Genomic DNA, 23,352 nt, shown 5'->3' with positions numbered 1-23,352 from the left:
CCAGTTGGATTACGACCCGCCACCCCCGGCGGGCCTTGGGTGGTGGGGGGACGGTCAGACCGCCGCCTCGGCCGCGCGCAGGGCGCGGGCGGTGCTGCGGTCGAGCGTTTCGATGGAGGTCGAGGTGCTTTCTTCGGAAAAGCTGTTATCGGCTCCGTAAATGTCGCGGGCAACGCCAGTGGTCAGTTGCTCGGGCGTGCCGTCGAAGACCACGCGGCCATGCAGCATGCCGATCACCCGGTCGCAGTAGCGCCGCGCGGTGTCGAGCGTGTGCAGGTTGGCGATCACGGTGCGCCCGTCCTCTTCGTGGATGCGGCGCAAGTCGTCCATCACCAGTTGCGCATTCATTGGATCGAGGCTGGCGATGGGTTCATCCGCGAGGATGATCTTGGGGTCTTGCATTAAGGCGCGGGCGATGGCCACGCGCTGCTGCTGCCCGCCCGAGAGCGCCTCGGCGCGTTTGGGAGCATGGTCGGCGATGCCAAGCCGGTCGAGGATTTCAATGGCGCGGTGAATGTCGGCATGGGGGTAGAGGTTGAACATCGTGGACAGCGTCGAGCGGCGATTGAGCGTGCCATGCAGCACGTTCGAGACCACATCCATGCGCGGCACGAGGTTGAATTGCTGAAAGATCATGGCGCAGTCGGATTGCCAACTGCGTTTATCGGCCCCTCTGAGGGCGGTCACGTCGCGCCCCTCAAAGAGAATCTGACCCGACGAGCAATCGGTTAGGCGGTTGATCATCCGCAGCAGGGTGGATTTGCCCGCGCCCGAGCGCCCGATGATGCCGATCATCATAGGTTTGGTTACGGTGAAGGTCACCTTGTCCACCGCCGTATTGCGGCCGAATGTCTTGGTCAGCGTGTCGATACTCAGCACGAAGAATGCCCCCTTGGTTTGCGACCCACGTAACCGGCGTTCTCAAAGAGTTTGCGACAGGCGCGTAAAACTTTTGCGACAGAGGGTTGAGGTGTATGGGGAGTGCGCCGTGACAGCGCCACCCCTTGCAGCCCGAGGGCTGGCTGCGTATGGCTGAGCCATGAGTGCGATCCGCCGCCCCCGTTTGACGCAGACTGACTGGCTTTGGGCCGGATTCGCGGCGCTGTGCGAGGCGGGTCCGGCGGCGCTTGGGGCAGAGCCTCTGGCACGGCGGCTGGGGGCAACAAAAGGCTCGTTTTATTGGCATTTCGCTGATGTACCCGCCTATCACCAAGCACTTCTTGCGTTGTGGCAGGCTGAGGTTGCAGTGGCGCTTGAGGCGGCGTCAGAAGCTGGCACGGATACCGTGCGGCTGCGTGACACCGCGCAGAGCATAGCCGCGACGGTGCATGGTGATAGCCTGTCTTTGCGCGCCGAATCGGCAATCCGGGCTTGGGCTGGGGCTGATCCAGTCGCGGCAGAGGCGGTGGCACAAGTCGACGAGATGCGTCTGACGCGGTTGCATCGGCTATTGTCCGCCTGTGACATCGGCAATCTGGAAATGGCGCGGATCCTCTATGCGTCTGCGATTGGCATGCAAGCGATGCGAGACACGGCGCAGGATCAGGCGGCGCCCGCCATCGGATCGCTGGTCGATCTCATACTGGCGCTGAGGTAAGGCCGATGCGGCTGGTTTTGACAGTCATGGCGCTGTCTGTGCTGGGCTATTGCAAGGATGAGAGTGTGACGGGCCATGGTGGGGCCGATGCGGTGTGGCATCTTCAGAGCATTGACGGGGCGGCGTATGCGGCAGAGGCGACGTTGACGTTTCCGGCAGACGGGAAATTGGCGGGTGCGGCCCCCTGTAACGGCTATTCCGGGCGGCAGACCGCACCCTATCCGTGGTTTTCAGCCGAGAATGTGGCGGCAACCAAGCGCGCTTGTCCGGAGGTGACTGCAGAGGCGTTGTATTTCGCTGCGCTCGGCGAAATGACCTTGGTCGAGGTTCTGGGGGATGTGTTGATCCTGTCAAATGACGCAGGGCGCGAGATGGTGTTTCAGGGGAGCGATAGGGCGGAGTAGGACGGCAACGGGAGAGTGGCCGCGCGGCGGCGCGTTCCGCGCGGGCATGGTTGTGGGCTAAGCCAATCGCCTAGACCGCGTTCTTTGTCCCAACTTGTCGAGTCGCCCCGTCAGATCAGCGCGCGCTCGCGGCTGATCATCGCGGCATGGGCACGGTTGCGGGCGCCCAGCTTTTTGCAGATTGCGCGCATGTGCATTTTCACGGTCACCTCGTTGGTGCCCATGTCGCGGGCGATTTCCTTGTTGGTCAGACCGTCGGCGGCAAGACGCAGCACAAAGAGTTCCTTTTCGGTCAGGTCGTGATCGGGGCCGGATTTGTCATGGCCAGTGGTGCCTGCATCCATCGGGACGAAGGTTTGGCCTGACATGATCAGTTGCAACACGCTGTTGAGCGATTGCAGCGGCATCGTTTTGGGGATCAGCCCCTTGCAGCCGAGTTCCAGCGCGCTGTGCAGAAAATGCCGGTCCACCATGCCGGTGAACAGCACCACCTTGGCTGGGGCGGATTTTTCGATGACGCTCTTGACGCTGGCGAGACCGACCATGCCGGGCATCTTGAGGTCGAGAAGCACGATATCGACATCGGAATGCTCGGCCAGCAGGCTGAGGATGCCATCGTAGGAATCAGTGGTGATCGCCTCGTTGCCGGGCAGGGCGTTCAGCATATTACCGACCGCCTCGGCCAAGAGGTTGTGATCATCGGCAAGAAGGATTTTCATGGGCATTGCGTGGGTTGTCCTGCGCTGTTGTCGATCACGGCCTTGCTACGCACCCCAACCCCGCGCATCGTGAACCGCGTCCATCTGATAGCCATTCCGGTGTGAAGTTCAATACTTACGGTGGTGGCGGGTCAAGGTCTAGCAAAAGGTGTTGCGGATTTCCTATTGAATGGCTGAGCGACTGTCGAATACGTCTTTTAAAATTGGGTTTCTGCGCATGGAGCACTGAGAACTGGACGCCCTCACGTGCGTTCAAACGCGCGTGCGATGAGATGGCGTGCCGATCCTGCAAGGCTGGCGAAGGCGCAGAGAATGAGCAGAGCGGACTTGGGCTGTGGCGCATCTAGGGCTGTGCCGAGACACCAGAAACCCACACCGATGAAGCAAAGGGTCGAGATCATCTCACCTGTGGAGCGGTGGCGGTGTGTCATTGGGTTCTCCATTTGAGGGGGCGACCGAATTCGTCGAGGGTAAGGTCGGGAGGCAGGTCCACATCGGGCATGGGGGCGGGTTGCCCTTGTTCCAGACGCCAGACATGGGCGAGGATCACGGCCACGGCAGCAAAGAGCACATCGGGAATTTCCCGTCCGATTGCGCCGGTGAAGTAGAGGGCGCGCGCCAGCGGTGGTACCTGAAGTGTGGTGACGCCTGCGCGGCGACCCCGGCGAATCACTGCCTGTGCCATCGGTCCCTTGCCCATGGCGAGGATGCGCGGCGCGGCATCGGCGCCCGGTTCGTAGCGCAGCGCCACGGCGAAATGTGTGGGGTTTGTGATGATGGCGGTGGCCAGTGGCACATCGGCCAGAGCCTTGCGTTCCGAGGCGCGGCGCGAGGCCTGCATCTGGCGGCGGCGCATGGCACCTTTTTGCTCCGGTGAGCCTTCGGATTCCTTGGATTCGTCTTTGATGTCCTGCCGGGACATGCGCATGGATTTGGTATTGGAGTGAATCTGCCAGCCGAGATCGAGCGCGGCGATTACGACGAGACCGATCAGCAACCCGCCCAGCACTCGCAGCATGGCCGTGCCAAAGAGCACCATGGCATCACCGGGAGAGAGCGCGGCAGAGCCTTCCAGCGCAGGCAGAAGCGGGTAAAGCATGAGTATGCCGGCCGTGAGCAACAGAGTGACCTTCAGGACAGCTTTCCCCAGATCGACAAGCGATTTCATCGAGGCCATGCGCCCCAACCCGGTCAGTGGGTTGATTTTCTCCGGCTTGAAGCCGATCGCCTTGGGGGCGAAATTGAGACCGCCCATGACACTCTGCGCCACCAGAACTGTGGCGAGCAGAGGCAGACCAAGCCCCGGTCCGGCGGCGAGCATCCAGAGCATCATGGTGCGCATGCGCTCATACATCATTGCGTCGAGCGATTGCACCCCGTCGATGATGAGCCCGGTGGCCCAACGATCCGCCAGCCCCGGCAGCGCCCATTGCCCAGCCATCAGCATGAGCGCACCCATACCCATCGTGACCAGCACGAAGACCTCGGTGGAGGTTGTGATCCGACCTTCCTCGCGCGCCTCTTGGCGACGCTTCGCGGTTGGCTCTTCGGTTTTTTCCTGTCCGTCGTCTGCGTCAGCCATTGGGTAATCCGTTCAACATCTGCAGGAGGTGCTGCAAGGCCTGTGCCACCCGCTCGGAGAGGGAGGGACCAAGGCTTGTGACAGTGAGAAAGAGCAAAAGCAGTGTTGCGGTCATGGTCAGCGGAAAGCCAAAGGCAAAGATATTGAGCGAAGGGGCGGAGCGAGTGATCACGCCGATCACCATGTTCAAGATCAAGAGAACCGATACGACCGGCATCATCAGCTGCGCCGCGTCGAGAAACATCTTGGTCGTGGCCACCATGCCAGCGTCAATCAGGATCGTGCCATTGATCGGTGTGCCGATGGGGAGGGTTCGATAGCTGTCCAGAATTAGGCGGATGACGGCGAGATGGCCGTCTTCGGTTACGAAGATGGCGAGCAGAAAGAGCATGAAGAACTGGCCGATCACCGGTGATTGCGTGCCGGTCGAGGGGTCGACCTGTGCCGCAAGGCCAAGACCGGCGGTGTTGGCGATCCGGTCCCCGGCCATGACGGCGGCGGCAAAGAGGATTTGCAGCACCATTCCCGCCGAGAGCCCGATTGCCAGCTCGCGCAAGGCGATGACCACGCTGGAAAGCGAGGCAAGCGCATCTGGTGCCGGGATCGGCACTTGACCCATCAGCGGGACCGTCAGGCAGACCGAGATGATAATGCGCACCGGCAGCGAAATGAACCGCGCCGCAAAGAGGGGGGCAGAGAGGACAAAGGCACCGATACGCAGCATGGCAAACAGGAATTGAAGTGCCAGCCCTGTAAATTGGGTGAGTTCCAGCCCTGGCAGGCCAGTCGCAGATGGGGCGAAATCTGGCAGCATGTCAGTTGATCGTCGCGATGGCGTCAAACACCTGAAGAAAATAGTCGGTCATCGTGCTGAGCATGAATCCGGACATCAGCCCCATGGTCAGGATGACGATGGCCATTTTCGGCACGAAGCTGAGCGTGGCCTCGTTGATCGAGGTGGCCGCCTGGAGAATGCCGATCACAAGACCCACGGCGAGGGCGATGATCAGAACCGGACCCGCTGTGAGCAGGATATTCCAATAGGCCATGCGCAGATGCTCTATGTTGGCGTCGAAATCCATGTTCAGAGCGCTCCTTGAAAGCTGGAGGCAAGCGAGCCCATGGTCAGCGCCCAGCCATCGACCAGTACGAAGAGCAACAGCTTGAACGGCAGTGATACGATCATTGGTGACAGCATCATCATGCCAAGCGCCATCAGGATCGAGGCGATCACCATGTCGATCACCAGAAAGGGCAGGAAGAGCAGAAAGCCGATCTGGAACGCGGTCTTGAGTTCGGACGTGATATAAGCGGGCAAGAGGACCGAGACCGGCACTTCGGCATCGCTGGCATAAGGCGCGTCACCTGCCAGTTCGGCGAACATCAGAAGATCGTTCTGCCGGGTATTGGCGAGCATGAAAGTCGAGAGTTTGTCCCATGCGCCGCGAATGGCGATATCCGGGGTCATCTGCCCATCAAGGTAAGGGGTGAGCGACGTCTCATAGATGTCTGTCAGCACAGGTTGCATGACAAAGAAGGATAAAAAGAGGGCGATGGCGATCAGAACCTGATTGGGCGGGGTTTGCTGTGTTCCCATCGCCTGACGCAGGATCGACAGGACGATGATGATGCGGGTAAAGGCGGTCATGCCCAGAACCAACGAGGGCAGGACCGTGAGCGCAGTCATCAGCGCGAGAATTTGCAGTGAGAGTGAATAGGTCGTGCCGCCATCATCCGAGAGGGTGATTGCGGGCAACCCTTGTTGCGCTAACAGAGGGGAGGGCAGCAGGAGGACGAGTGCCAGAAGCGGAATGCGACGGATCATGCGACGTCCTCCGCGGCAGGGGCCGTGGGCAAGAGCGTCAGAGCGGTGCCGGATCTGCGGCCCATCACCACCAGAACGCTTTGACCCTGTGCCCGCAAGAGGATGGCGCGGGCGTCACCGCCCAAGCTGAGGGTCTCAGCCAGTTCAAGGGTGCGTCCCGCGCCAAGCCGCGCCGCAAGCGATGCGCGGTTGAGGCGGATGGCGGCCCAGATCAGGACGAGAACGCCCAGAAACCCCGCAAGGGTCAGAATGCGTTCAGGTGTCAGCAGTTCCACGGGGTCTCTCCTGCAAGGATTGGTTGATCAATCCCTGCAGGTTTCGTGCCACGCAGACGGGTCGGTCAGACGGTCTCGATTCGCTGTTTGGGATCGACGATATCGCCAAAGCGAATGCCAAATTTCTCGCCGACGACGACAACTTCACCTTTGGCGATGGGGGTGCCATTGACCAGAATGTCGAGCGGATCGCCGGCCATGCGGTCAAGTTCCACCACCGAGCCTTCGTTGAGGCGCAAGAGGTCTTGTAGCGTGATCTGAGTATTGCCCACCTCAACGGTCATGCTGACGCGGACATTGGCCAAAAGGCCCAGGTCGACATTATGCGGTCCCATGTCGGGCAGGTCTGTGATGTCAGGGGTTTCCGTGGTCGGGCTCATGGTGTGATCTCCTTGAGGATCAGGTTTGTCAGGGGTCTAGGCGGCGGGTGAGCGAGAGAGCGGCGTGGCCGTTCTGAGCGCCGGGTTCGGCGTCAAAGAGCGGTGTGCCTTCGACGAGCAATTGCGGGCGCGGCGCCAGATCGACTGGCACCACCCGTCCGGGTCGCAAACCTGTGAGCAAGCTGAGCGGCACATTGGGTTCGGCCAGACGCGCCGTGACGTTGAGCGGCACGGCCATCACCGCCTCGCGCAGGCGGGCGCGCCAACGCAGGTCATCGGCAACCTGATCGGACTGCATCCGCGAGCGCAGGCGCGCCGCGATAGGTTTGAGCGCCTGTAGCGGATAGATGAGGTCGAGCGTGGCCGGGTCGGCTTCGGGCAATTGGATGATGAAAGAGCAGCAGACGACTTTCTCCTCGCTTTCGACGAAGGTGGCGAATTGCAGGTTGTCTTCATGCACCGGGCTACCAAAGGTCAGCGGCACGAGATCGCGCCATGCCGCCTCCAAGGCGCGGTAGACGCCCTTGGTCACGATTTCGATTACCCGGCTTTCGCTGGCGGTGAACTCCGCGCGACCGCCCGGCAGATAGGCGATATTGCCGCCGTAGTAGGCGTTGGTCAAAAGCGAGACGAAATTGGGCGGCAACATAATCAATTGATTGCTGCGCAGCGCATCGACGCGGGCAGTGGTGAGGCTGACAAAATTCTCAAGCTCGTCGCAATATTGCGAGAAGCTTTTGACCTCTGGGGGGAAGGCCGAAATGCGCGGGTGCATGCGCAGGAAGGGCAGAAACACCGGCCGCGCGAGGCGGCAGAAGCGTTCGTTGACCATGCGCAACCCATGGTAATCCCCCATAATCGACAGGTTGTCAGAGCCGAATTTGTAGCGACGGATGCTCTCTGTGCCGTGGGTGGCCTCTTTCTCCATATCGAGCAGGCCGTCTACAAGGGCTGCAACCTCGTTGGAGCTGAGTTTATGGGTGGCGTTGGTGGTGGATCTGGCCATGCTCTGCCCCTATTGAAGAACGAAGGAGGGAAAGAACACGCCTTCGATCCCACCAAAGCCTTCGAGTGCCTCGAGCCGCGAGTTGATTGCGGTTTTGAGCGCCTCGGCCAATGCTTCGCGCCCGGCAGTGCCTTCGACATCCTCTTCGGCAAAGCTCGAGATCACCGCCAGCATGTCAGAGCGGAGTGCCATGGCGTGGGTTTCGATATGGGTGATGACGCTGGCATCATATTGGGTAGAGACGCCGACGCCGATCTGAAGAAAGCGGCGCGAGCCCTTGAGATTGGTGGTCAGAGGCTCTGGGAACTCGTGATAGAGAGTTTCAAACACCGGCGTTTCGGGTTTTTCGCGCGGGATTCGTTTGGGCTCGGCACCGGCGTCGGTCTCTGCGGCTGCGGTCTCCATTTCGATAAGGCGAAGCACTTCTTGCGAGGGTGACAGCCGTCCGCCAGAGACAAAATAGCCCGCGCCAAAGCCACCGCCGCCCAAGAGCAGAGCCATCAGTAGCCAGACCAGCATTTTCTTGAGGAAGCCACCCTTGGGGCGGGCGTCGAGATTGGGGAGTGCGGCATCGGCCATGGGGAACCTCAGGCAATCAGATCAATGGAGGAGAGTGAGGAACGGCGCGTGGCCGTGGTTTCGGTCGGAACCACATCCGGTTCGGAGTGGTGGGTGTTTGTACCAGAGTCCGCAGCATGCTGGTCGCCGTTGCGGGTGTTGGCATCGCCGCCAGAGGTGCCGGAGCCACCCATTGTGCCAGTCGATTGATTGCCCATCTCGAGCCCGGCGCGGGCCATGGCCTCGGCCAGTTTCGGTTGGGCCTCGGCAATGGCGCGCGCGGCCTCGGGCGTCTCGGTGACGATATGCACATGAGTCTGGCCGTCCTGTATCTCGAGCCGGATGTGCAGGGTGCCAAGACGTTCCGGGGTGAGCGTCAGGGTCAGGCTATCGGTGTTGGTGGCGGCGCTCTGGCGGATGTCCTGCACCATCTGTTCTGGCCAGGTGGGGGCAGAGAGATCGAGAGGCTGGGCGTGTGTGGATGCGTTGGACGCAGAGGGCGGCGCGGCGACGGATGTGGTCAGAGACAGGGTGATTGCGCTGGCCGCTTCGAACGAATTGTCTGGCACCCCGAGGTCGGGAGAGGCGACGAGGCTCGCAAGCGGCGGCATCTCAGGTTCCGTGGTGTCTGTGGCCTCGGTGAGAGCATTGGGTGCCACTGGCGCAGGCGAGTTGGCCACTGTCTGTGGTGCAAGAGGGAGGGCCATGGGCAGCGCCATCGGCGAGAGCATGGGCGTGGCGGTCTCCGGTGCCTCCGAGAAGTCGCGGGCTGCCGTGTCGTTGGCCTCACTTTCGAGCGATGTCTGCTTTGTCTCGGGGATTTTAGGGTCGGACGGAAGAGGCATCGGTTGGTCCGATTGGTCGGGGTGTGGCGGAGTCTCAGAGTCTGCTGCGATCTGTGGTGCGGCTTCCGCCACGATTTGTGGTCCGGGTTCGGTGGTGATCTGAGCTTGGCTCAGGTCCGTATTCACCGGCGCGCTTTCAAGGGTGTGCGGCGCCGTGGGTGTTGGCTCAATCGTACTTACGTCCCGCTGCACGACCTGAGTTGCGGATGCAAGCACGGGCGCAATGTTGGTCGGAATGGATGTCCGAGAGCTGGGGGGGATAGCTGGCGCAGCAGCGAGCGGATCAGTGCCCTGAATGGGGCTTTTCTGAGCGTCTGGTTGACCGTGCTGAAGGTTGATTTGGGCTGCGTCAAAGAGGGCTGTAAAGCCAGGGAGCGGCGCGGCCCCGCTATTGGCGGCGGGCGCGGCAAGTGTCATGCTGCCGCGGCCGGTGGTCGGGCTTGTTTGGGCAGGAATGCTTGTCAATGCCGAGGCGATCATACCGGGGGCTCCGTGAAGGGTGTCAGGTGTGTCGCTGCAAGGTCTGTGCCAAGCATGGGCTTCGGGCCTCTTGCTGGCTCTGGCCGCCGCGCATCCTCCTGCAAGGTGGTTTTGACCGGCCGGACGACCTCTTGCCTATTTTGATCTTGCTCTCCTTGGCCGCCTACCGGGTGCGGCGGGGCAGGGCGGCATTGTCCTGTGTGTCGGCGCGGGCCTGTAGCTGGGCAAGGCGGTTGAGATCGGCGCGTTCTTGCAAAATCTGCTGTCGGCGTTGGTGTTGTGAGAGATCCTGTTCCAGCGCCGCACGCTGTTCACGGGTGCGGGCCATTTGGCTGCGTGTCGCCTCAAGTTGCTGCACGAGGGTGCGGCCCATGAAATGCGCGGTGCAGAGCTGGCCGGGCGTCATTGGTTGGGCCGGGACTTGGGCGCTTTGGTCGAGCATCTGACCCAAGCGGTCGGCCATGTCGAATTCCTGCATCTCGCGGTTACGCAAATTGCCAAGCTGAATCGACAGATGCCCGAGTTCGCGGTTTTCCTGACGGGCCATCAAGGTGAGGATACGGTGCTGGCGCGCGCTCATGCGGCACCGCCTGTCAACGCGCAAAGGGCGGCGATACTGTCTTCAAGGCTGGCGGGTTCATCCATCTCTTGGCGAATAAACGCCTCAATCTTGGGCCAAAGGGCCACGGCTTCGTCCAGGGTTGCGTCCTGACCGGGGGAATAGGCGCCCATCAGCATCATGTCGCGGTTCTCCATATAAAGGGCAATGAGGCGGCGCAGGCGAAGTGCCGCCACGTGGTGGGGTTTCTCGGCGATGTCCTTCATCACCCGGCTGACTGATTGGGTCAGGTCAATGGCCGGATAGATGCCCATCTGCGCCTGATTGCGCGACAACACGAAATGCCCGTCGAGAATGGCGCGGGCGGTATCGACCACGGGATCGTTGGTGGTATCATCGCCATCGGCCAAAATAGTGTAAAACGCGGTGATGCTGCCCTGACCAGGCAGGCCGGGACCGGCGCGCTCGATCAGGCCGGGGATCATCGAGATGACCGACGGCGTATAGCCTTTGGCGGTTGGTTGTTCGCCCAGGGCCAGACCGATTTCGCGGCGGGCATGGGCCACGCGGGTGAGGCTGTCCATGATCAGCATGACCTGTTTGCCCTGATCGCGGAAATATTCGGCTATCGCAGTGGCGCGGTGGGCGGCGCGCAGACGCAGGAGGGGGGAGCGGTCGGCGGGCACGGCCACGACGCAGGTCTTGGCGCGGTTCTCGCCGGTCATGACCTTTGAGACGAAATCACCCACTTCGCGGGCGCGTTCGCCGATCAGCCCGACGACGATCACATCGGCGGATGTATAGCGTGTCATCATCTCGATCAGCACCGATTTACCGACGCCAGAGCCCGCGATGATGCCGACGCGTTGACCGCGCCCGACGGTGAGCGCGGCGTTGATCACGCGGACGCCCACATCGAGGGGGGCATCCACGGGTTGCCGCGCGAGCGGATTCTGTTCGCGCCCCGCGAGAGGGCGGGTAACGGGACAGTCGGGAGGGCTAAACCCGTCGAGCGGCGCGCCTTCGGCGTCGAGCACGCGGCCGAGAACGGCGTCGCCCATGGCGGCGCTATGTCCACCGGGAAGTTTATGCACGGTGCAGCCATGGGTGATGCGCGCACCGGGCTGGTCGAGAAAGAGCAGGTTGCGGCCATTGGCAAAACCTACGATTTCGCCGGTGGCACCCTTGCCATCTTCGGTGTCGATCCGACAGCGGGTGCCCGGGCTGGCGGGAAAGCCCGCACATTCGAGGATGAGGCCATCATAGCGCAGCACCTGCCCCGAGTAGCCCGGTGGCGGTGTTTGAGCCATGCTCTCGGTCGCCTGTGAAAGGCGGGATAGCAAATCGGTCATGCCAGCCCTCCATCGCGTTCGGCGATCACGTCTGAAAAGGTGATATCGTCCATGCGGATGCGCAGATCGCCGCGTCCGAGGGTGGTGTCGGGAGAAAGCCGCCCCTTGGCCAATGGGCTGAAATCCTTGAGATGCGGCTTGATCGCCATGAGATCAGCGGGATTCATCAGAACCACCGTGTTTTCCGCCCCGGCGGCGATGTGATGGGTGATCTTTTCGATCCGGCGCAGAAAGGGACGCGGGGCCTCGTCAATCTTTTGCCCTGCGCGTTGGGTGGCCAGCTGCCGCACGGCCAGCTCCAACTTGGCGGTCAAGTCTGACAGGCGTTCATGCTCGGCGCTGGTCAGGCGGATGAGTGTCGCAGCAAAGATGTCGCGCGCCTCGGCGACCTCATGCGCGGCGGTTGTGCGGGCCTCTTCGAAGGCCTCGGCACGGGCTGTAGCGCGGGCGGCTTCGATCTCTTGCAGGGCGGCCGCGTGCCCTTCTGCCCACGCGACGCGACGCTCTGCTTCGATGTCGAGGGTGGCGGGCGGCGGTGCGGGCGTAAAGGTGGTGGCGGGCGCTGCGCGTTCAGCCTTTGGTTCCGGTGTTTCTACGGTTTGCTCTGATACGGGCGCGCGGAAGGGGCGCACAATCGGATGCGCGGCAAAGCCGTTGTCGGTCTTTGCCGCAGGACCGGTGGTGTCACGGCGCTGGAACTGTTGCGAAGAGCGGCGCACCAACGCCAAGAGATCCTCGGGCGTCAGCGCGTCGGCGCTGGGGATGACGTCAGAGGCTTGATCAGAGGCGGACATGGCGCTCATCATCTCAAACCATCTTCTCGCCGCCGCGTCCGGCCAGCGTGATCTTGCCCTCATCCGACAGGCGGCGAGCGACGGTGATAACCTGTTTCTGTGCCTCTTGCACCTGGCTCAGGCGCACGGGGCCCATGGCCTCCATCTCGTCCATGATATTTGCGGCGGCGCGTTGCGAGACGCAGCTTAAGAGCTTGTCGCGCAGGGTTGGGTTGGCCCCTTTGAGGGCCAGCACCAGCATTTCACTCTCGATTTCGCGCAGCACGGTTTGCAGGGCGCGTTCGTCGGATTTGATCAAGTAATCAAACACAAAGAGATTATCCTGAATGTCCTCGGACAGGTGCTTGTCGTCCTTGCGGATGTCTTTCATGATCCGCTCTTCCATGTCCTGACGGGTAAAGTTCATGATCCGGGCGGCGGCCTTGACCCCGCCAATCTGCGAGGCGCGCAGGGTGGTGTTGGCCTTGAACTTGGCGCGCATGACCTCTTCGAGATCGCGCAGCGCCTCGGGTTGCACAGTGTTCAGCGTGGCGATGCGGCGGATGATCTCGGGCTGCGCCTCGGGCGGCAGGAGTTTGAGCACCTCTGCGCCTTGGGCGTAATCGAGCGAGGCGATGACCAGCGCCATGATCTGCGGGTGTTCGTCCTGGATCAGTTCGGCCACGGCGGAGGGGTCCATCCAATCGAGGATCTCGATCGGGCGCTCGCTGTTGGACGGCACGATGCGTGACAGCACCGATTGCGCCTTATGCGCGCCAAGCGCCTGATCGAGCACTTGACGGACATAGTTGCCCGCGCCAATGCCCAGCCCGGTCTGGTTGCTGACGAGACCTAAAAATTCGTTGAGTACGGCATCGACGGTGTCGTGGTCGACGCCTTGCACGGTGAACATGACCTCGCCCAGCACCTGCACTTCGGACGGCGAGAGGGCGCGCAGAATCTGCGCGGCGGTGTCCTCGCCAAAGACCATCATCAGAATGGCGGCCTTTTGCACCGGGGTCAGGTCTGCGCCGGGTCTGTTGGCGGAAGGGGCGGGCAGCGCGAGGGTCATGGCCTGTCCTCGCCGACGGGCGCGATCATGGATTTGAACACGCCTGCAATGCGGTTGGTCTCGGACCCGGCCATTTGGCGCAGCAGGTCTATCTTTTCCTCATAGGTGATCGCGCCGTTGAGGTCGTCGGCATTGGGCGCGGCCGTTTCTAGGCGCTGCCGCAGGGCGGACAGGCTCTCGCCACGTGGCACTTCTATAGCGTCGCCATAGGTCATGCCGGTTGCGGTCGTGGCTCCGACGGGTGGCAGCAGGCGGTTCAGAAGTGGGCGGACCACACCCAGAACGATGATCCCGAAGAGGGCGAGTTGTGCCAACGTGCGACCCAGAGTAGGCAACCAGCTTGCGTCATACCAGTGATCGGCGGGGATCGTTGACGGGGTCACCACAAAGGGCGCGCTGGCCACGGTGACGATATCGCCACGGGTTTCGTCAAAGCCGATGGCAGAGCGGGTCAGCGCCTCGATTTCTTCAAGCGGCACGGCGTCCGGGGTGGCTGCGGTGGAGGCGTCGGCCGGAGTCGGCAGGCGGTGCAGCAGCACGGCGGCATGCACGCGTTTGAGCTGGGCGGTCTGCGGCTGGCGGGTTTCAACGCGGCGGCTGACCTCGTAATTGCGGGTGGAGGACGTGTTGCTGTTGGTCACGCCTTCTTGGGTGGTCTTGGTCGCGGCCTCGGCCAATTGCGCTTCGTTGGGCGGCGTGTTGGCGACTGCACCGGGAATGCCACCGGACTTGGCCCCGTTGGTTTGCTGGCTGCTGCTTTGCTCGCTGCGCAGGGCTGTTTCGGGCAGGTATTCTTCGCTGGTGATCTCGGAGCGGGTAAAGTCCATGTCGACAGTCACTTCGACGGCGGCATTGCCAACGCCCACGATTGGGGTCAAAAGCGCTAGGACTCGGTCCCGGTAAACGGTTTCCAGGCGGCGCTGATGCTGCATCTGGCGGTCGGCCTCGGCCTGCACCGGGTCTTCTTCTGGGCTCGTTAGCAGCGTGCCTGTCTGATCCACGACCGAGACGTTGCCGCGCGGCATGTCAGGCACGGCGGCGGACACGAGGCTGACGATGGCACGCACCTGTGCCTGATCGAGCGACATGCTGGGGGCAAGTTCGAGAAATACCGAAGCACGAGGGGGCTGGCTGTCGCGGACAAAGGCGCTGCGTTCGGGCAGGGCCAGATGCACGCGGGCGGCGCGCACCGGGCGCAACTCCTGAATGGAACGTGCAAGGTCGAGTTCCTGCATCCGGCGCAGGCGGGCAGATTCGATCTGGCGCGAGGTGCCCATCGGCATTCCGTCAATCGCTGTCATGCCGTCGGTCGCCCCTTCTGGCAAACCTTCGGCCGCCAGCAGCATGCGCGCCCTGTGGAACTGGTCGGCGGCTACAGACAACGCGCCTGAGGAGGGATCAAGATGCGCGTCGATACCTGCGGTGGTCAGAGCATCAAGAGCGCGAGATTTCTCGGCCTCGGGTAGACCTGCGTGAAGCGTCACGCGATCAGCCGGGGCCAGCAACAGCCAAGCGGCCAATCCGAGGGTCACGACAAAGAGCACACCAATGGCAGGGAGCGCGCGGCGCAGGGCGGGTTGTGCGATAAATCCATCCATGCCAGACAGCGCGAGCCGCGCCCGTTGTACCAACGAGCTGGTGCCAGCCTGTGCCGGGAGGGTGGTCTGCGTTCCGTCCATTGTCAGTCTTTCTGCGGTTCTGGTCTGAGGATCAGACCGGCATATTCATAATGTCGCGATAGGCAGTCAGGGCCTTGTTGCGGACTTGCATCGTCATCTGAAACCCGAGTGAGGCGACCTGTTGTTCGACCATGACGGCGGCCAGATCCTCGGTGCGCCCGGTCTCGAAGTCACGTGCAGCCTGAGAGGCCTTGCCCTGTTGGGTGTTCACGCTCTCGACCGCCTGTCCCAACCGTTCGGCAAAGTTCGGCCCCTGCGCCTCGGCCGTGGGGCTGGGGCGCACGATGGGGTCAGGCCGCTGTGCCGCCTGTGAGGCGTGCATCATGCTGACGGAAGAGGAGATGCCGGTCAGGCTCATTTCAAATCAGGATCAGGCGGCAAGTGAGGTGGGAAGGGCGACGGGACGGGCAACAAGCATGATGTGCTCGGGTGCAATCACCATGCCATCGGCCAGCACCAGCGCGCGTTGCATGACGTTCTCCAGCTCGCGCACATTGCCGGGCCAGGAATGGTTGGCGAGAATATCGCAGGCCTGCGGGGCCAGAAGCGGCGTCGGTTGACCCACTGGGGTGTGACGGCGCAGCATCGCTTGGGCCAGAACCGGCACATCCTGAGCGCGCGCGGCGAGCGGCAGGGTTTCGAGCGGAAATACGTTGAGCCGGTAATAGAGGTCTTCGCGGAAATTGCCCTTGGCGATCTCGATGTCCATGTCGCGGTTGGAGGTGGCGAGGATGCGCACATCGACTGGCGTTTCGGTCTGGCTGCCGAGCGGGGTCACGACCTTTTCCTGCAGCACACGCAGCAATTTGGCCTGAAGCGCCATGGGCATTTCAGAGATTTCGTCAAGCAAGAGCGTGCCGCCGTCGGCTGCGCGCAGATAGCCCTTGTTGGCTGTGTTGGCACCGGTGAAGGCGCCCTTCTCATGGCCAAAGAGAATGGCTTCGAGCATGTTTTCGGGAATAGCCGCGCAGTTGATGGCGACAAAGGGTTTGTCGGCGCGCGGCGAGGCCTGATGGATCAGGCGAGACAGCACTTCCTTGCCGCTACCAGTGGGGCCATTGATAAAGACGCTGACATCAAAGCGGGCGACGCGGCGGGCCATGTCTATCAACGCGCCGGACTGCGGGTCGGCGGCAACCATCGCGCCAAACGGAGCGGCGAGCAGATCGGCCAACGCCATCAGGGCGGCATCGCGCAACGCCGGCAGGCCGCTATCTGGCAGGGATACAGTCAACAGGCGTCCGCCCATATCCTCGCGCAGAGCAAAGTCAGGAGCCTGACCTTCGATCACGACGATCCGTTTTGCCCCCAGTTTGCGGGCCAGCTCGACCAGCGCGCGCTGGTCGGTCACGGGCGCGCCTTGAACCAGCGTATGGCAGGTGGGTTGATAGCCGATGCGGACATTCAGGCGACGTCCGTCAAGCAGGGTTTTGAGGGCCTGTGCCTGAGGGAAATTCGGGGCGGTGATGCAGATGTCGGCCATGGGAAACCTCCTTGATTGCTATATGAAATCAGTAAGCAGAGATCGTGCCATCCGGGGTTTTAGCCCATTTGGGGCCTCAATTGGGCGTGCCGCGCTGTTTTGCGGAGAAAGGATACGCCTTGCGTCGTTGAATCGTCGCAATACCGACGAAACGCGGGCCATGCTGCTGTCGGGTGTCGGTGCATCGTCACCCCTATGGTGCGCGGATGCTGTCCTTTGGATGATCTGATACTTTCGAAACCGGTTCGCGTCAAAAGCGAGCGCGTCTGCTCCAAAGATACTCGTGAGATATATTGCGACCGCGCTCACATTTTGGGGCTTGGGTCCGTTTGCTTGTTCAGAAGAGCTTAACGGGTAGGCACAAATGTTATCGAAAACGTATCATCTCAAATTTCCCAGCCTCGATGCAGCGCAAATCGCGGCCCCTTTCATCACGGAGATTCTGGGGAATGCGATTCCGGAATGTCGCATCTCGGGCTTGACCGTCATGATCGGCAAGGAAGGGGACATCTCTGTCAACCTGTTCTTTCCGACCATCGCGGATCTCAAGAATTTCGAGAAGAAGCACGGGGGGTTCATTCAGACGATGAAAAAGACCTTTCTCTTCCGCTCCACCGGGTTCGAAGGGGTCTGCATCTTCAATTTCGACGGCAACGCCGAGGATGCGGCCTGACGTCGATAATGCGTCTGGCACGCTGGTTGCATTGCTCTGTGCAAATGTAACCGGCGAACATGCTGACAGGTTGAGAGAGACCCAAACCCCATGGCGAATGTGTCCCCATTACTGCTGCGCCCTTATTGGGGTGACCAGAGATGACTGCGCGGGCAGAGCAGGTGGCAGAGCCGTCGTCCGGCGGGGCATTGCTGCGCGTGTCCTCGGACAAGATTGGACGGCTCATGGATCTGGTCGGAGAACTGTCATTGTCGGTTTCCGAGACGATCAATGCGCCGGAACTGGCCAATCTCGATCTGGTAGGGTTCGAAGCTGCGGCGCATCGGTTGTCGATGATCGTGGGTGAGGTTCAGGATGCCGCCAGCGAATTGCGGCTGGTTCCGGTGGATGAGGTGTTTCGCCGGCTGAAGCGCATGGTGCGTGAACTACAGCGTGAAACCGGCAAGCAGATTGATCTGGAGATGCGTGGCGAGGATACCGCCATCGACAAGCTGGTGGCGGATCGTCTCTATGATCCTCTGCTCCATGTGGTGCGCAATTCTGCCGATCATGGGCTTGAATCGCCACAAGAGCGCGTGGCCGCAGGCAAGTCGCCTGCCGGGCGGATCGTCCTCTCGGCGGCGCAGGTCGGCAGTGAGGTGCGGATTCAGGTCATCGACGACGGGCGTGGTCTGAACCGTCGCAAGATCCTGAGCAAGGCGCGCGAGCGTGGTCTCTTCGGTGCCACTGAGGAACCAGAAGATTCCGTGGTTTGGAAGGCGATATTCGAGCCCGGCTTTTCAACGGCAGAGGCGGTGACGACACTGTCGGGCCGGGGTGTGGGCATGGACGTTCTCAACACCACGATGAAGGATTTGCGTGGTCGGATCGGCGTGCTGAGTGAAGAGGGCAAGGGCACAACGGTGTCGCTGCATATCCCGGTATCGCTGGCCTTTCTGGACAGTGTGATCTTGCGGCTTGGCACGCAGCTCTATTGCGTGCCGATTGACGATATTGCCGAGATTGCAAAGCCCAATGCGGGCGACCATTTGGCACTTGCCGCCGAAAATGGCCGCGAGATGTTGCGGCTGCGGGATCGGTTCATTCCAGTGTGCCGGTTGGAGAAATTCTTTGAGGGCATGCGGACCGATCTGCCGCCGCTCTCGGAGATGGTTTTCATCGTGTTCGAGGCCAGTACCGGGCCGATTGCCGTGCCCGTTGATGAAATTCTCGACCGTCAGCAAGTGGTGATGAAGCCGCTTGAGGGGGCCTTGACGCGGGTGCGCGCGAGCTGGGGCTTTGCGCTCCTGTCTTCGGGTGAGGTGGCAATGGTGCTCGATTGTGAACGTCTGGCCATCGGAGGAGAACGGTGATGGTGGCCTATGCGGATCAGGCTGGGTTCGATCAGCTGCGTGAATGGCTGAGCCAACGCTGTGGGATCACCTTTGCGCCATCCAAAACCGATCTATTGCGTCAGCGCATGGACCGGGTGCTGCGTCGTTTCAATCTGCCTGATCTCAACCGTCTGGCACAAGAATTGAACAAGACGGGCGCACAGGAGGTGCAGCTTGCGGTGCTGCACGCGGCGTCAATCAATCACACATATTTCTTTCGTGAGATCGAGGTTCTGGATCAGTTCATGGACCTGGCTCTGCCCGAGCTTCAAACCCGACCCGAATTCCGGTTCTGGTCGGCGGCAAGCTCGACCGGCGAGGAAGCCTATACGCTCGCGATCATGCTGGCGTCTCGGCTGGGCGTATCTGCGCTCAACCGGACGCATATTCTGGGCACTGACATCAGTGATCCGGTGGTCGAGCGGGCGGAATTGGGGATTTTCCCGCGACGCCAGTTTTCGCAAACGGATCCGCAGGTGGTGCAGCGCTGGTTCCAGCCCACCGGCATTGATCAATACCGGGTGGCACCGGAGCTGCGCAAGGTTTGTACGTTTCGCCGGATGAACCTCAAGGCCACGCCTTATCCGTTCACCCGCCCCTTTCAGGCGGTGTTCTGCCGCAACGTGCTCTACTATTTCGACCGAGCCGATCAGGCCGCCACTGTGAATGCGCTTTATGATGTTGTCGAGCCGGGCGGCTGGCTCGTGACGTCGGTGACGGAATCTGTCCGTCAGCTTGGCACTCTCTGGGAACCTGTCGCGACTGGTCTCTATCGGAGGAGGTCGTGATGACCATGGCTGCCGCACCCATTCGCGTCCTTGTTGTTGACGACTCACTCGTGTTTCGCCGGTTCCTGACGCGGACGCTAACTGCTGATCCGGCGATTGAGGTAATAGGTGAGGCCGGCAGCGCCGAAGAGGCGCGTGCCTTTGTGTTGGGGCGTCGTCCTGATGTCATCACCCTTGATCTCGAGATGCCGGGGCAGGGAGGGTTGGAGTTCTTGCGCCAGACCGTCGCGCGACTACGGATCCCAACGATTGTGGTTTCCTCGCAGACACAGCGCGGGGCCAAGCGGACCATCGAGGCGCTGGAGGCGGGGGCGGTCGATGTGATGCCCAAGCCGCGTGGGCTGGCTCCGGGGACTGCGGACCATCTGGCGCTGAGCGCCATTTCCGAGCGCGTGCGTGCGGTGGCGCGGCTCAATTTACCAAAGACGCACCGGGCGGCGCCAGAGTGCGGTGCGGTGTCCCTCGCCCCGGCGGCTTCGCGCGATTGGGTGATCGCACTCGGGGCCTCGACCGGCGGGGTGCAGGCGTTGGGCGCGGTGCTGCATGCGCTTCCGGCTGATTGCCCGCCCGTTGTCATCGTGCAGCACATGCCTGAGGGGTTCACCGAGGCCTTTGCCCGGCGGCTCAACACCACCTGTGCCATTGAGGTGCGCGAGGCGCGGATGGGGGATCGCCTAAGCCCCGGTCTGGCGCTCATCGCGCCGGGTGGCAAGCAGCACATGGTGCTTCGGCGACTGGCGCAGGGCGGTCTGGTGGTTGACCTAGAGGCGGGTGATCCGGTCTGCTTTTCGATTCCGTCGGTCGATGTGCTTTTGACGTCTGCTGCGCGCGTTGCCGCGCCGCGCCTGACGGCGGCGGTGCTGACCGGGATGGGCAGCGACGGAGCCAACGGATTGCTGGCCGCGCGGCTGGCAGGGGCGCAGACCTTTGTTCAGGACGAGGCCAGCTCTCTGGTCTACGGCATGCCTGCGCGCGCTTGGGAAAAGGGCGGCGCGATGGAACAGATTCCGCTCGACCTTATGGCGGCACAACTGCTGGCCTCAGTTGGCACGACATCTGCACAGGTTCGAACAACTGCCGCACCTGCGCCCCAATTCACTCAGAAAGGAGTCTGACCATGACAAAGACAGCGTTTGCCGATGCGCACGCCCCGCAGACCGAGGTTCATGCAGAGCCGTCGGATTCCATTGATACGATGTACCTGACCTTTCCGATCGGAACCGAGCTTTATGGCGTGTCGATTGGTGTCGTGACTGAGATTGTGGGATTGCAACGCATCATGAGCGTGCCGGACGTGCCGCGTTACATCAAGGGCGTCATCAACCTGCGTGGCAAGGTGATCCCGTTGATGGATGTGCGCCTGCGCTTTGGCATGCCGGAAAAGGCTTATGACGACCGCACTGTGGTGATCGTGTTGCAAGTAAGTGACGCACCCGTGGGCCTGATTGTCGATGGCGTCAATGAGGTGCTCGACATTCCCGCAAGCCAGATCGACCGCACCCACAGTTTTTCAGGGGCAGAGGGCCGCAGTCTGGTGATGGGGCTGGGGCGGTTGGAAGAGCGTGTGGCGATCCTGCTCGATGTCAATCTTCTGGTCGAGGATGACGCGCTCATGCCGCCTGCCACGGTCGAGGCCTGAGCCATGGCCCAACAGAAGCCCAAAAGCCCCGCCCCGACACAAAAGCCCGTTTCCGCGTCTCATGCGACGGCGATGCCGCCCTTGGACGAGCCTCCCACACAACCGACGCCGAGTTCCCCCATCGGCGATACTGAAAGGAATGATTTGATGACCACGCAATCCCCGCGCGACGCCAAAGTCAAAGGTACTGAAACAATGGACGCCGATCTCGCTAAACGTGTGGTCGCCACCACACTGCTTTACTCGTTGGGCAATCCGGTCATGGTTGCCGATGGAGATTACAATATCCTCTATTGCAACGAAGCTGCGTTCAAGATGTTCGAGCGGATCGAGGATGATGTCCGGCGTGATCTGCCGCATTTTCGGGCGCGCGACATTGTCGGTAAAAATGTGGACGTGTTCCATAAAAACCCATCCTATCAGCGCCGGATCATGGACAACATGCACAAGCCGCATGAGGGTGCGTTCAGCATCGGTGGCATTTCTCTCGAGTTCATGGCCACGCCGGTTCCCGGCATCGAACGCAGCTCGCAATTCGTACTTGTGGAATGGCGCGACGTGACAGAGGTCAAGCGGATCAAGGCGGAAAACGAAGCCACTTTCGGACAGTTCTCGCGGTTGCTCTCGGAGATGGAGGCCATGGCCTCGGGGCATGACAAGGGAGATATCGACGCCTTCATTGACACCAGTGTTTTCGAGAGCGAAGAGGTCACCAAGGCGGCCAGCATGATCAATAACATGGTGCGCGCGCATATCGACACCAAGAAGTTGGCGATGGGTGTCATCGAGCAGTTCGGGATGGGCAACTTCGATGCACCGTTTCCGCAGATGCCGGGAAAGAAAGCATTCCTCAACGAGTCTCTTGAGACTGCGCGCCGACGGTTCATCGACATGGACCGGGTTAATCAACTGGCGAAGCGGCAGTTTGAGCAATTGCTGGAGCAGATGAATCACATGGCCCGCAACCACGAGCAGGGCGATATCGACGTGTATATCGACGTCAGCTTGTTTGAGGACGCCGATATCCGTAATGCAGCAAACATGGCCAATGAGATGGTCAAGGCGCATATCGACACCAAGAAGGCAGCACTTGCGGTGGTCGAGGAATTTGGTGAAGGCAATTTCGACGCGCCGTTTGACACGCTGCCAGGCAAGAAGATCTTCATAAATCGTATCCTAGAGAAGGTCCGTGGTAATTTCCGTGAGGTTGTCTCTGAGATCCGGGGTCTCTCGGACTCCATCGTCGCGGGCAATCTCGACGTGCAGGCCGATCTGTCCAAATTCAAAGGTGAATACCGGAGCGTCATCGAGTCCTTCGAGCAGGCCTTTGGCAGTCTCAACAGTGCCTTTGCGGTGATTGCAGAGCAGGTGGATCAGGTGGCAACCACGGTCAATCAGGTCGCGCATTCGAGCCAGACTCTCTCGACCAATTCTCAGGTCGCCTCGGCCTCGGTCGAAGAGGTCTCGGCCTCGGTCAACCAGACCGATCAGCAGGTGCGCGCGAATGCCGATGCCACGCAGAAAGCGTCGCAATTCGTGACCAGCGCCGTGGGACTTGCCGATAATGGCGCAGCCAAGATCAAAGACATGGTCACGGCTATGCATGGCATCAAAACCTCGTCGCAGGACATTGCCAAGATCATCAAGGTGATCGACGAAATCGCATTCCAGACCAACCTTCTGGCGCTCAATGCGGCGGTCGAGGCGGCGCGGGCCGGTCAGCATGGGCGCGGCTTTGCCGTGGTGGCGCAAGAGGTGCGCAATCTGGCGGGACGCTCCGCCAAGGCGGCGCGCGAGACGTCCGATTTGATCGAAGATGCATCGAACCGTGTCAACGCCGGTGTGCGGATCGCCGATGAGACATCGGAAGCCTTCACCGGCATTTCGCAGCAGATCACGCAGGTCAAGGATATCGTCGAGGAAATCGACCGCTCGGGCGCAGAGCAGTCGCGTGGCGTGGCGCAGATTTCGCTGGCCATGTCCGAAATCGCAAAATCCGCGCTGGATACCAGCCAGCAGGCGGATGAACTGGCCGCCGGTGCCGCAGAGATGAGCGCGGCCACCGAGCAAATGAAGGACGAGATCGGTCGGTTCAAGTTGCGGCGGGCCGCGACGGCGATGCCGATTACGGGCCTGAGCGGTCTGACGCCCGAGATGATGGCGCAGATTCAAGCCATGCTCAACGGCAAGCCCAACGACAAAGCGATGCGCAATGGGAATGGGTCCGGGTCGCTCGATCTCGATGCACGCGGCTTCCACGGCTTTTGATCTGGCGGTGGGTGGCGTCTTG

General features: G+C 61.5%; 27 protein-coding genes. 8 read left to right on the top strand and 19 right to left on the bottom strand.

Annotated elements, in window-relative coordinates:
- Positions 1–54: 54 nt before the first annotated feature.
- Entirely contained in the window at positions 55–879 is an 825-nt protein-coding gene (gene phnC, locus VR71_RS07255; protein ID WP_045682458.1) for a phosphonate ABC transporter ATP-binding protein, read from the bottom strand.
- Positions 880–1,039: 160 nt separating this feature from the next.
- Between phnC and VR71_RS07250 the strand changes: the two genes are divergently transcribed.
- Positions 1,040–1,597 carry a TetR/AcrR family transcriptional regulator gene (locus VR71_RS07250; protein WP_296430049.1) on the top strand — a complete coding sequence of 186 codons (558 nt, stop codon included), beginning with the start codon at positions 1,040–1,042 and terminating at the stop codon, positions 1,595–1,597.
- Between the two features lie 5 nt (positions 1,598–1,602).
- Positions 1,603–2,001 carry an META domain-containing protein gene (locus VR71_RS07245; RefSeq protein ID WP_045682456.1) on the top strand — a complete coding sequence of 133 codons (399 nt, stop codon included), beginning with the start codon at positions 1,603–1,605 and terminating at the stop codon, positions 1,999–2,001.
- A 110-nt stretch (positions 2,002–2,111) separates the two neighbouring features.
- Here the strand turns inward: VR71_RS07245 and VR71_RS07240 are convergent, their stop codons facing one another.
- From VR71_RS07240 to VR71_RS07155, 18 genes are all read right to left on the bottom strand, one after another.
- Positions 2,112–2,726: a response regulator transcription factor gene (locus VR71_RS07240; protein WP_296430046.1), complete on the bottom strand. Its 615-nt coding sequence runs from the start codon at positions 2,724–2,726 to the stop codon at positions 2,112–2,114.
- Between the two features lie 236 nt (positions 2,727–2,962).
- Entirely contained in the window at positions 2,963–3,151 is a 189-nt protein-coding gene (locus VR71_RS07235) for a hypothetical protein (RefSeq protein ID WP_045682454.1), read from the bottom strand.
- Complete coding sequence (locus VR71_RS07230) at positions 3,148–4,302, bottom strand: EscU/YscU/HrcU family type III secretion system export apparatus switch protein (RefSeq protein WP_045682452.1); 1,155 nt, start codon at positions 4,300–4,302, stop codon at positions 3,148–3,150. The genes VR71_RS07235 and VR71_RS07230 overlap by 4 nt, the downstream gene beginning before the upstream one ends.
- Positions 4,295–5,116, bottom strand: a complete 822-nt coding sequence (fliR, locus tag VR71_RS07225; protein WP_296430044.1) for a flagellar biosynthetic protein FliR — start codon at positions 5,114–5,116, stop codon at positions 4,295–4,297. Before fliR ends, VR71_RS07230 begins: the two co-directional genes overlap by 8 nt.
- 1 nt (position 5,117) lies before the next feature.
- Positions 5,118–5,384 (bottom strand): flagellar biosynthesis protein FliQ, encoded by a 267-nt coding sequence (fliQ, locus tag VR71_RS07220; protein WP_045682450.1) that lies wholly within the window; start codon positions 5,382–5,384, stop codon positions 5,118–5,120.
- Positions 5,385–5,386: 2 nt separating this feature from the next.
- Positions 5,387–6,127 carry a flagellar type III secretion system pore protein FliP gene (gene fliP, locus VR71_RS07215; RefSeq protein ID WP_045682448.1) on the bottom strand — a complete coding sequence of 247 codons (741 nt, stop codon included), beginning with the start codon at positions 6,125–6,127 and terminating at the stop codon, positions 5,387–5,389.
- Entirely contained in the window at positions 6,124–6,402 is a 279-nt protein-coding gene (locus VR71_RS07210; RefSeq protein ID WP_045682445.1) for a hypothetical protein, read from the bottom strand. The genes fliP and VR71_RS07210 overlap by 4 nt, the downstream gene beginning before the upstream one ends.
- 65 nt (positions 6,403–6,467) lie before the next feature.
- The gene (gene fliN, locus VR71_RS07205) at positions 6,468–6,737 is read right to left on the bottom strand and encodes a flagellar motor switch protein FliN (protein WP_045682536.1); all 270 of its coding nucleotides are present in this window, start codon (positions 6,735–6,737) and stop codon (positions 6,468–6,470) included.
- A 73-nt stretch (positions 6,738–6,810) separates the two neighbouring features.
- Complete coding sequence (gene fliM / locus VR71_RS07200; RefSeq protein WP_045682444.1) at positions 6,811–7,788, bottom strand: flagellar motor switch protein FliM; 978 nt, start codon at positions 7,786–7,788, stop codon at positions 6,811–6,813.
- A 9-nt stretch (positions 7,789–7,797) separates the two neighbouring features.
- Positions 7,798–8,367 (bottom strand): flagellar basal body-associated protein FliL, encoded by a 570-nt coding sequence (gene fliL / locus VR71_RS07195; RefSeq protein WP_045682443.1) that lies wholly within the window; start codon positions 8,365–8,367, stop codon positions 7,798–7,800.
- An 8-nt stretch (positions 8,368–8,375) separates the two neighbouring features.
- Positions 8,376–9,671, bottom strand: coding sequence for a flagellar hook-length control protein FliK (locus VR71_RS07190; RefSeq protein WP_045682442.1), 1,296 nt, complete (start codon positions 9,669–9,671; stop codon positions 8,376–8,378).
- Positions 9,672–9,834: 163 nt separating this feature from the next.
- On the bottom strand, positions 9,835–10,251 hold the full coding sequence (locus VR71_RS07185; RefSeq protein ID WP_045682441.1) for a hypothetical protein: 417 nt from the start codon (positions 10,249–10,251) through the stop codon (positions 9,835–9,837).
- Positions 10,248–11,582, bottom strand: a complete 1,335-nt coding sequence (locus VR71_RS07180; protein ID WP_296430042.1) for a FliI/YscN family ATPase — start codon at positions 11,580–11,582, stop codon at positions 10,248–10,250. The genes VR71_RS07185 and VR71_RS07180 overlap by 4 nt, the downstream gene beginning before the upstream one ends.
- Entirely contained in the window at positions 11,579–12,376 is a 798-nt protein-coding gene (locus tag VR71_RS24755; RefSeq protein WP_296430040.1) for a FliH/SctL family protein, read from the bottom strand. Before VR71_RS24755 ends, VR71_RS07180 begins: the two co-directional genes overlap by 4 nt.
- 13 nt (positions 12,377–12,389) lie before the next feature.
- On the bottom strand, positions 12,390–13,427 hold the full coding sequence (fliG, locus tag VR71_RS07170; RefSeq protein WP_045682440.1) for a flagellar motor switch protein FliG: 1,038 nt from the start codon (positions 13,425–13,427) through the stop codon (positions 12,390–12,392).
- Positions 13,424–15,106, bottom strand: coding sequence for a flagellar basal-body MS-ring/collar protein FliF (fliF, locus tag VR71_RS07165; RefSeq protein ID WP_045682439.1), 1,683 nt, complete (start codon positions 15,104–15,106; stop codon positions 13,424–13,426). Before fliF ends, fliG begins: the two co-directional genes overlap by 4 nt.
- Before the next feature lie 31 nt (positions 15,107–15,137).
- Positions 15,138–15,464 (bottom strand): flagellar hook-basal body complex protein FliE, encoded by a 327-nt coding sequence (gene fliE / locus VR71_RS07160; protein WP_045682438.1) that lies wholly within the window; start codon positions 15,462–15,464, stop codon positions 15,138–15,140.
- Between the two features lie 12 nt (positions 15,465–15,476).
- Positions 15,477–16,589 carry a sigma 54-interacting transcriptional regulator gene (locus tag VR71_RS07155; RefSeq protein WP_045682436.1) on the bottom strand — a complete coding sequence of 371 codons (1,113 nt, stop codon included), beginning with the start codon at positions 16,587–16,589 and terminating at the stop codon, positions 15,477–15,479.
- 364 nt (positions 16,590–16,953) lie between these two features.
- Here VR71_RS07155 and VR71_RS07150 point away from each other — a divergent pair, with 364 nt between their 5' ends.
- From VR71_RS07150 to VR71_RS24750, 6 genes are all read left to right on the top strand, one after another.
- Positions 16,954–17,262, top strand: a complete 309-nt coding sequence (locus VR71_RS07150) for a hypothetical protein (RefSeq protein WP_045682434.1) — start codon at positions 16,954–16,956, stop codon at positions 17,260–17,262.
- 140 nt (positions 17,263–17,402) lie between these two features.
- Entirely contained in the window at positions 17,403–18,614 is a 1,212-nt protein-coding gene (locus VR71_RS07145; protein ID WP_045682432.1) for a chemotaxis protein CheW, read from the top strand.
- Positions 18,614–19,423 carry a protein-glutamate O-methyltransferase CheR gene (locus VR71_RS07140; RefSeq protein ID WP_045682430.1) on the top strand — a complete coding sequence of 270 codons (810 nt, stop codon included), beginning with the start codon at positions 18,614–18,616 and terminating at the stop codon, positions 19,421–19,423. The genes VR71_RS07145 and VR71_RS07140 overlap by 1 nt, the downstream gene beginning before the upstream one ends.
- Positions 19,423–20,538, top strand: a complete 1,116-nt coding sequence (gene cheB, locus VR71_RS07135) for a chemotaxis-specific protein-glutamate methyltransferase CheB (RefSeq protein ID WP_296430037.1) — start codon at positions 19,423–19,425, stop codon at positions 20,536–20,538. Before VR71_RS07140 ends, cheB begins: the two co-directional genes overlap by 1 nt.
- 2 nt (positions 20,539–20,540) lie before the next feature.
- Complete coding sequence (locus tag VR71_RS07130; protein WP_045682428.1) at positions 20,541–21,062, top strand: chemotaxis protein CheW; 522 nt, start codon at positions 20,541–20,543, stop codon at positions 21,060–21,062.
- Between the two features lie 147 nt (positions 21,063–21,209).
- Positions 21,210–23,330: a methyl-accepting chemotaxis protein gene (locus tag VR71_RS24750; RefSeq protein ID WP_296430035.1), complete on the top strand. Its 2,121-nt coding sequence runs from the start codon at positions 21,210–21,212 to the stop codon at positions 23,328–23,330.
- Positions 23,331–23,352 lie beyond the last annotated feature (22 nt).

Origin of the sequence: Roseovarius sp. BRH_c41 (genome assembly GCF_000961715.1) — a bacterium.
In the GTDB taxonomy this organism is placed as follows: domain Bacteria; phylum Pseudomonadota; class Alphaproteobacteria; order Rhodobacterales; family Rhodobacteraceae; genus Roseovarius.
The sequence above is the reverse complement of the archived record's forward strand: the minus strand, read 5'-3'. Positions and strand labels throughout refer to the sequence as shown.

Coding starts and splice junctions, on each gene's coding strand:
- VR71_RS07250 (WP_296430049.1), top strand. CDS start 1,040: ATGAGTGCGATCCGCCGCCCCCGTTTGACGCAGACTGACTGGCTTTGG.
- VR71_RS07245 (WP_045682456.1), top strand. CDS start 1,603: ATGCGGCTGGTTTTGACAGTCATGGCGCTGTCTGTGCTGGGCTATTGC.
- VR71_RS07240 (WP_296430046.1), bottom strand. CDS start 2,726: ATGCCCATGAAAATCCTTCTTGCCGATGATCACAACCTCTTGGCCGAG.
- VR71_RS07235 (WP_045682454.1), bottom strand. CDS start 3,151: ATGACACACCGCCACCGCTCCACAGGTGAGATGATCTCGACCCTTTGC.
- VR71_RS07230 (WP_045682452.1), bottom strand. CDS start 4,302: ATGGCTGACGCAGACGACGGACAGGAAAAAACCGAAGAGCCAACCGCG.
- fliR (WP_296430044.1), bottom strand. CDS start 5,116: ATGCTGCCAGATTTCGCCCCATCTGCGACTGGCCTGCCAGGGCTGGAA.
- fliQ (WP_045682450.1), bottom strand. CDS start 5,384: ATGGATTTCGACGCCAACATAGAGCATCTGCGCATGGCCTATTGGAAT.
- fliP (WP_045682448.1), bottom strand. CDS start 6,127: ATGATCCGTCGCATTCCGCTTCTGGCACTCGTCCTCCTGCTGCCCTCC.
- fliN (WP_045682536.1), bottom strand. CDS start 6,737: ATGGGACCGCATAATGTCGACCTGGGCCTTTTGGCCAATGTCCGCGTC.
- fliM (WP_045682444.1), bottom strand. CDS start 7,788: ATGGCCAGATCCACCACCAACGCCACCCATAAACTCAGCTCCAACGAG.
- fliL (WP_045682443.1), bottom strand. CDS start 8,367: ATGGCCGATGCCGCACTCCCCAATCTCGACGCCCGCCCCAAGGGTGGC.
- VR71_RS07190 (WP_045682442.1), bottom strand. CDS start 9,671: ATGATCGCCTCGGCATTGACAAGCATTCCTGCCCAAACAAGCCCGACC.
- VR71_RS07185 (WP_045682441.1), bottom strand. CDS start 10,251: ATGAGCGCGCGCCAGCACCGTATCCTCACCTTGATGGCCCGTCAGGAA.
- VR71_RS07180 (WP_296430042.1), bottom strand. CDS start 11,582: ATGACCGATTTGCTATCCCGCCTTTCACAGGCGACCGAGAGCATGGCT.
- VR71_RS24755 (WP_296430040.1), bottom strand. CDS start 12,376: ATGTCCGCCTCTGATCAAGCCTCTGACGTCATCCCCAGCGCCGACGCG.
- fliG (WP_045682440.1), bottom strand. CDS start 13,427: ATGACCCTCGCGCTGCCCGCCCCTTCCGCCAACAGACCCGGCGCAGAC.
- fliF (WP_045682439.1), bottom strand. CDS start 15,106: ATGGACGGAACGCAGACCACCCTCCCGGCACAGGCTGGCACCAGCTCG.
- fliE (WP_045682438.1), bottom strand. CDS start 15,464: ATGAGCCTGACCGGCATCTCCTCTTCCGTCAGCATGATGCACGCCTCA.
- VR71_RS07155 (WP_045682436.1), bottom strand. CDS start 16,589: ATGGCCGACATCTGCATCACCGCCCCGAATTTCCCTCAGGCACAGGCC.
- VR71_RS07150 (WP_045682434.1), top strand. CDS start 16,954: ATGTTATCGAAAACGTATCATCTCAAATTTCCCAGCCTCGATGCAGCG.
- VR71_RS07145 (WP_045682432.1), top strand. CDS start 17,403: ATGACTGCGCGGGCAGAGCAGGTGGCAGAGCCGTCGTCCGGCGGGGCA.
- VR71_RS07140 (WP_045682430.1), top strand. CDS start 18,614: ATGGTGGCCTATGCGGATCAGGCTGGGTTCGATCAGCTGCGTGAATGG.
- cheB (WP_296430037.1), top strand. CDS start 19,423: ATGACCATGGCTGCCGCACCCATTCGCGTCCTTGTTGTTGACGACTCA.
- VR71_RS07130 (WP_045682428.1), top strand. CDS start 20,541: ATGACAAAGACAGCGTTTGCCGATGCGCACGCCCCGCAGACCGAGGTT.
- VR71_RS24750 (WP_296430035.1), top strand. CDS start 21,210: ATGACCACGCAATCCCCGCGCGACGCCAAAGTCAAAGGTACTGAAACA.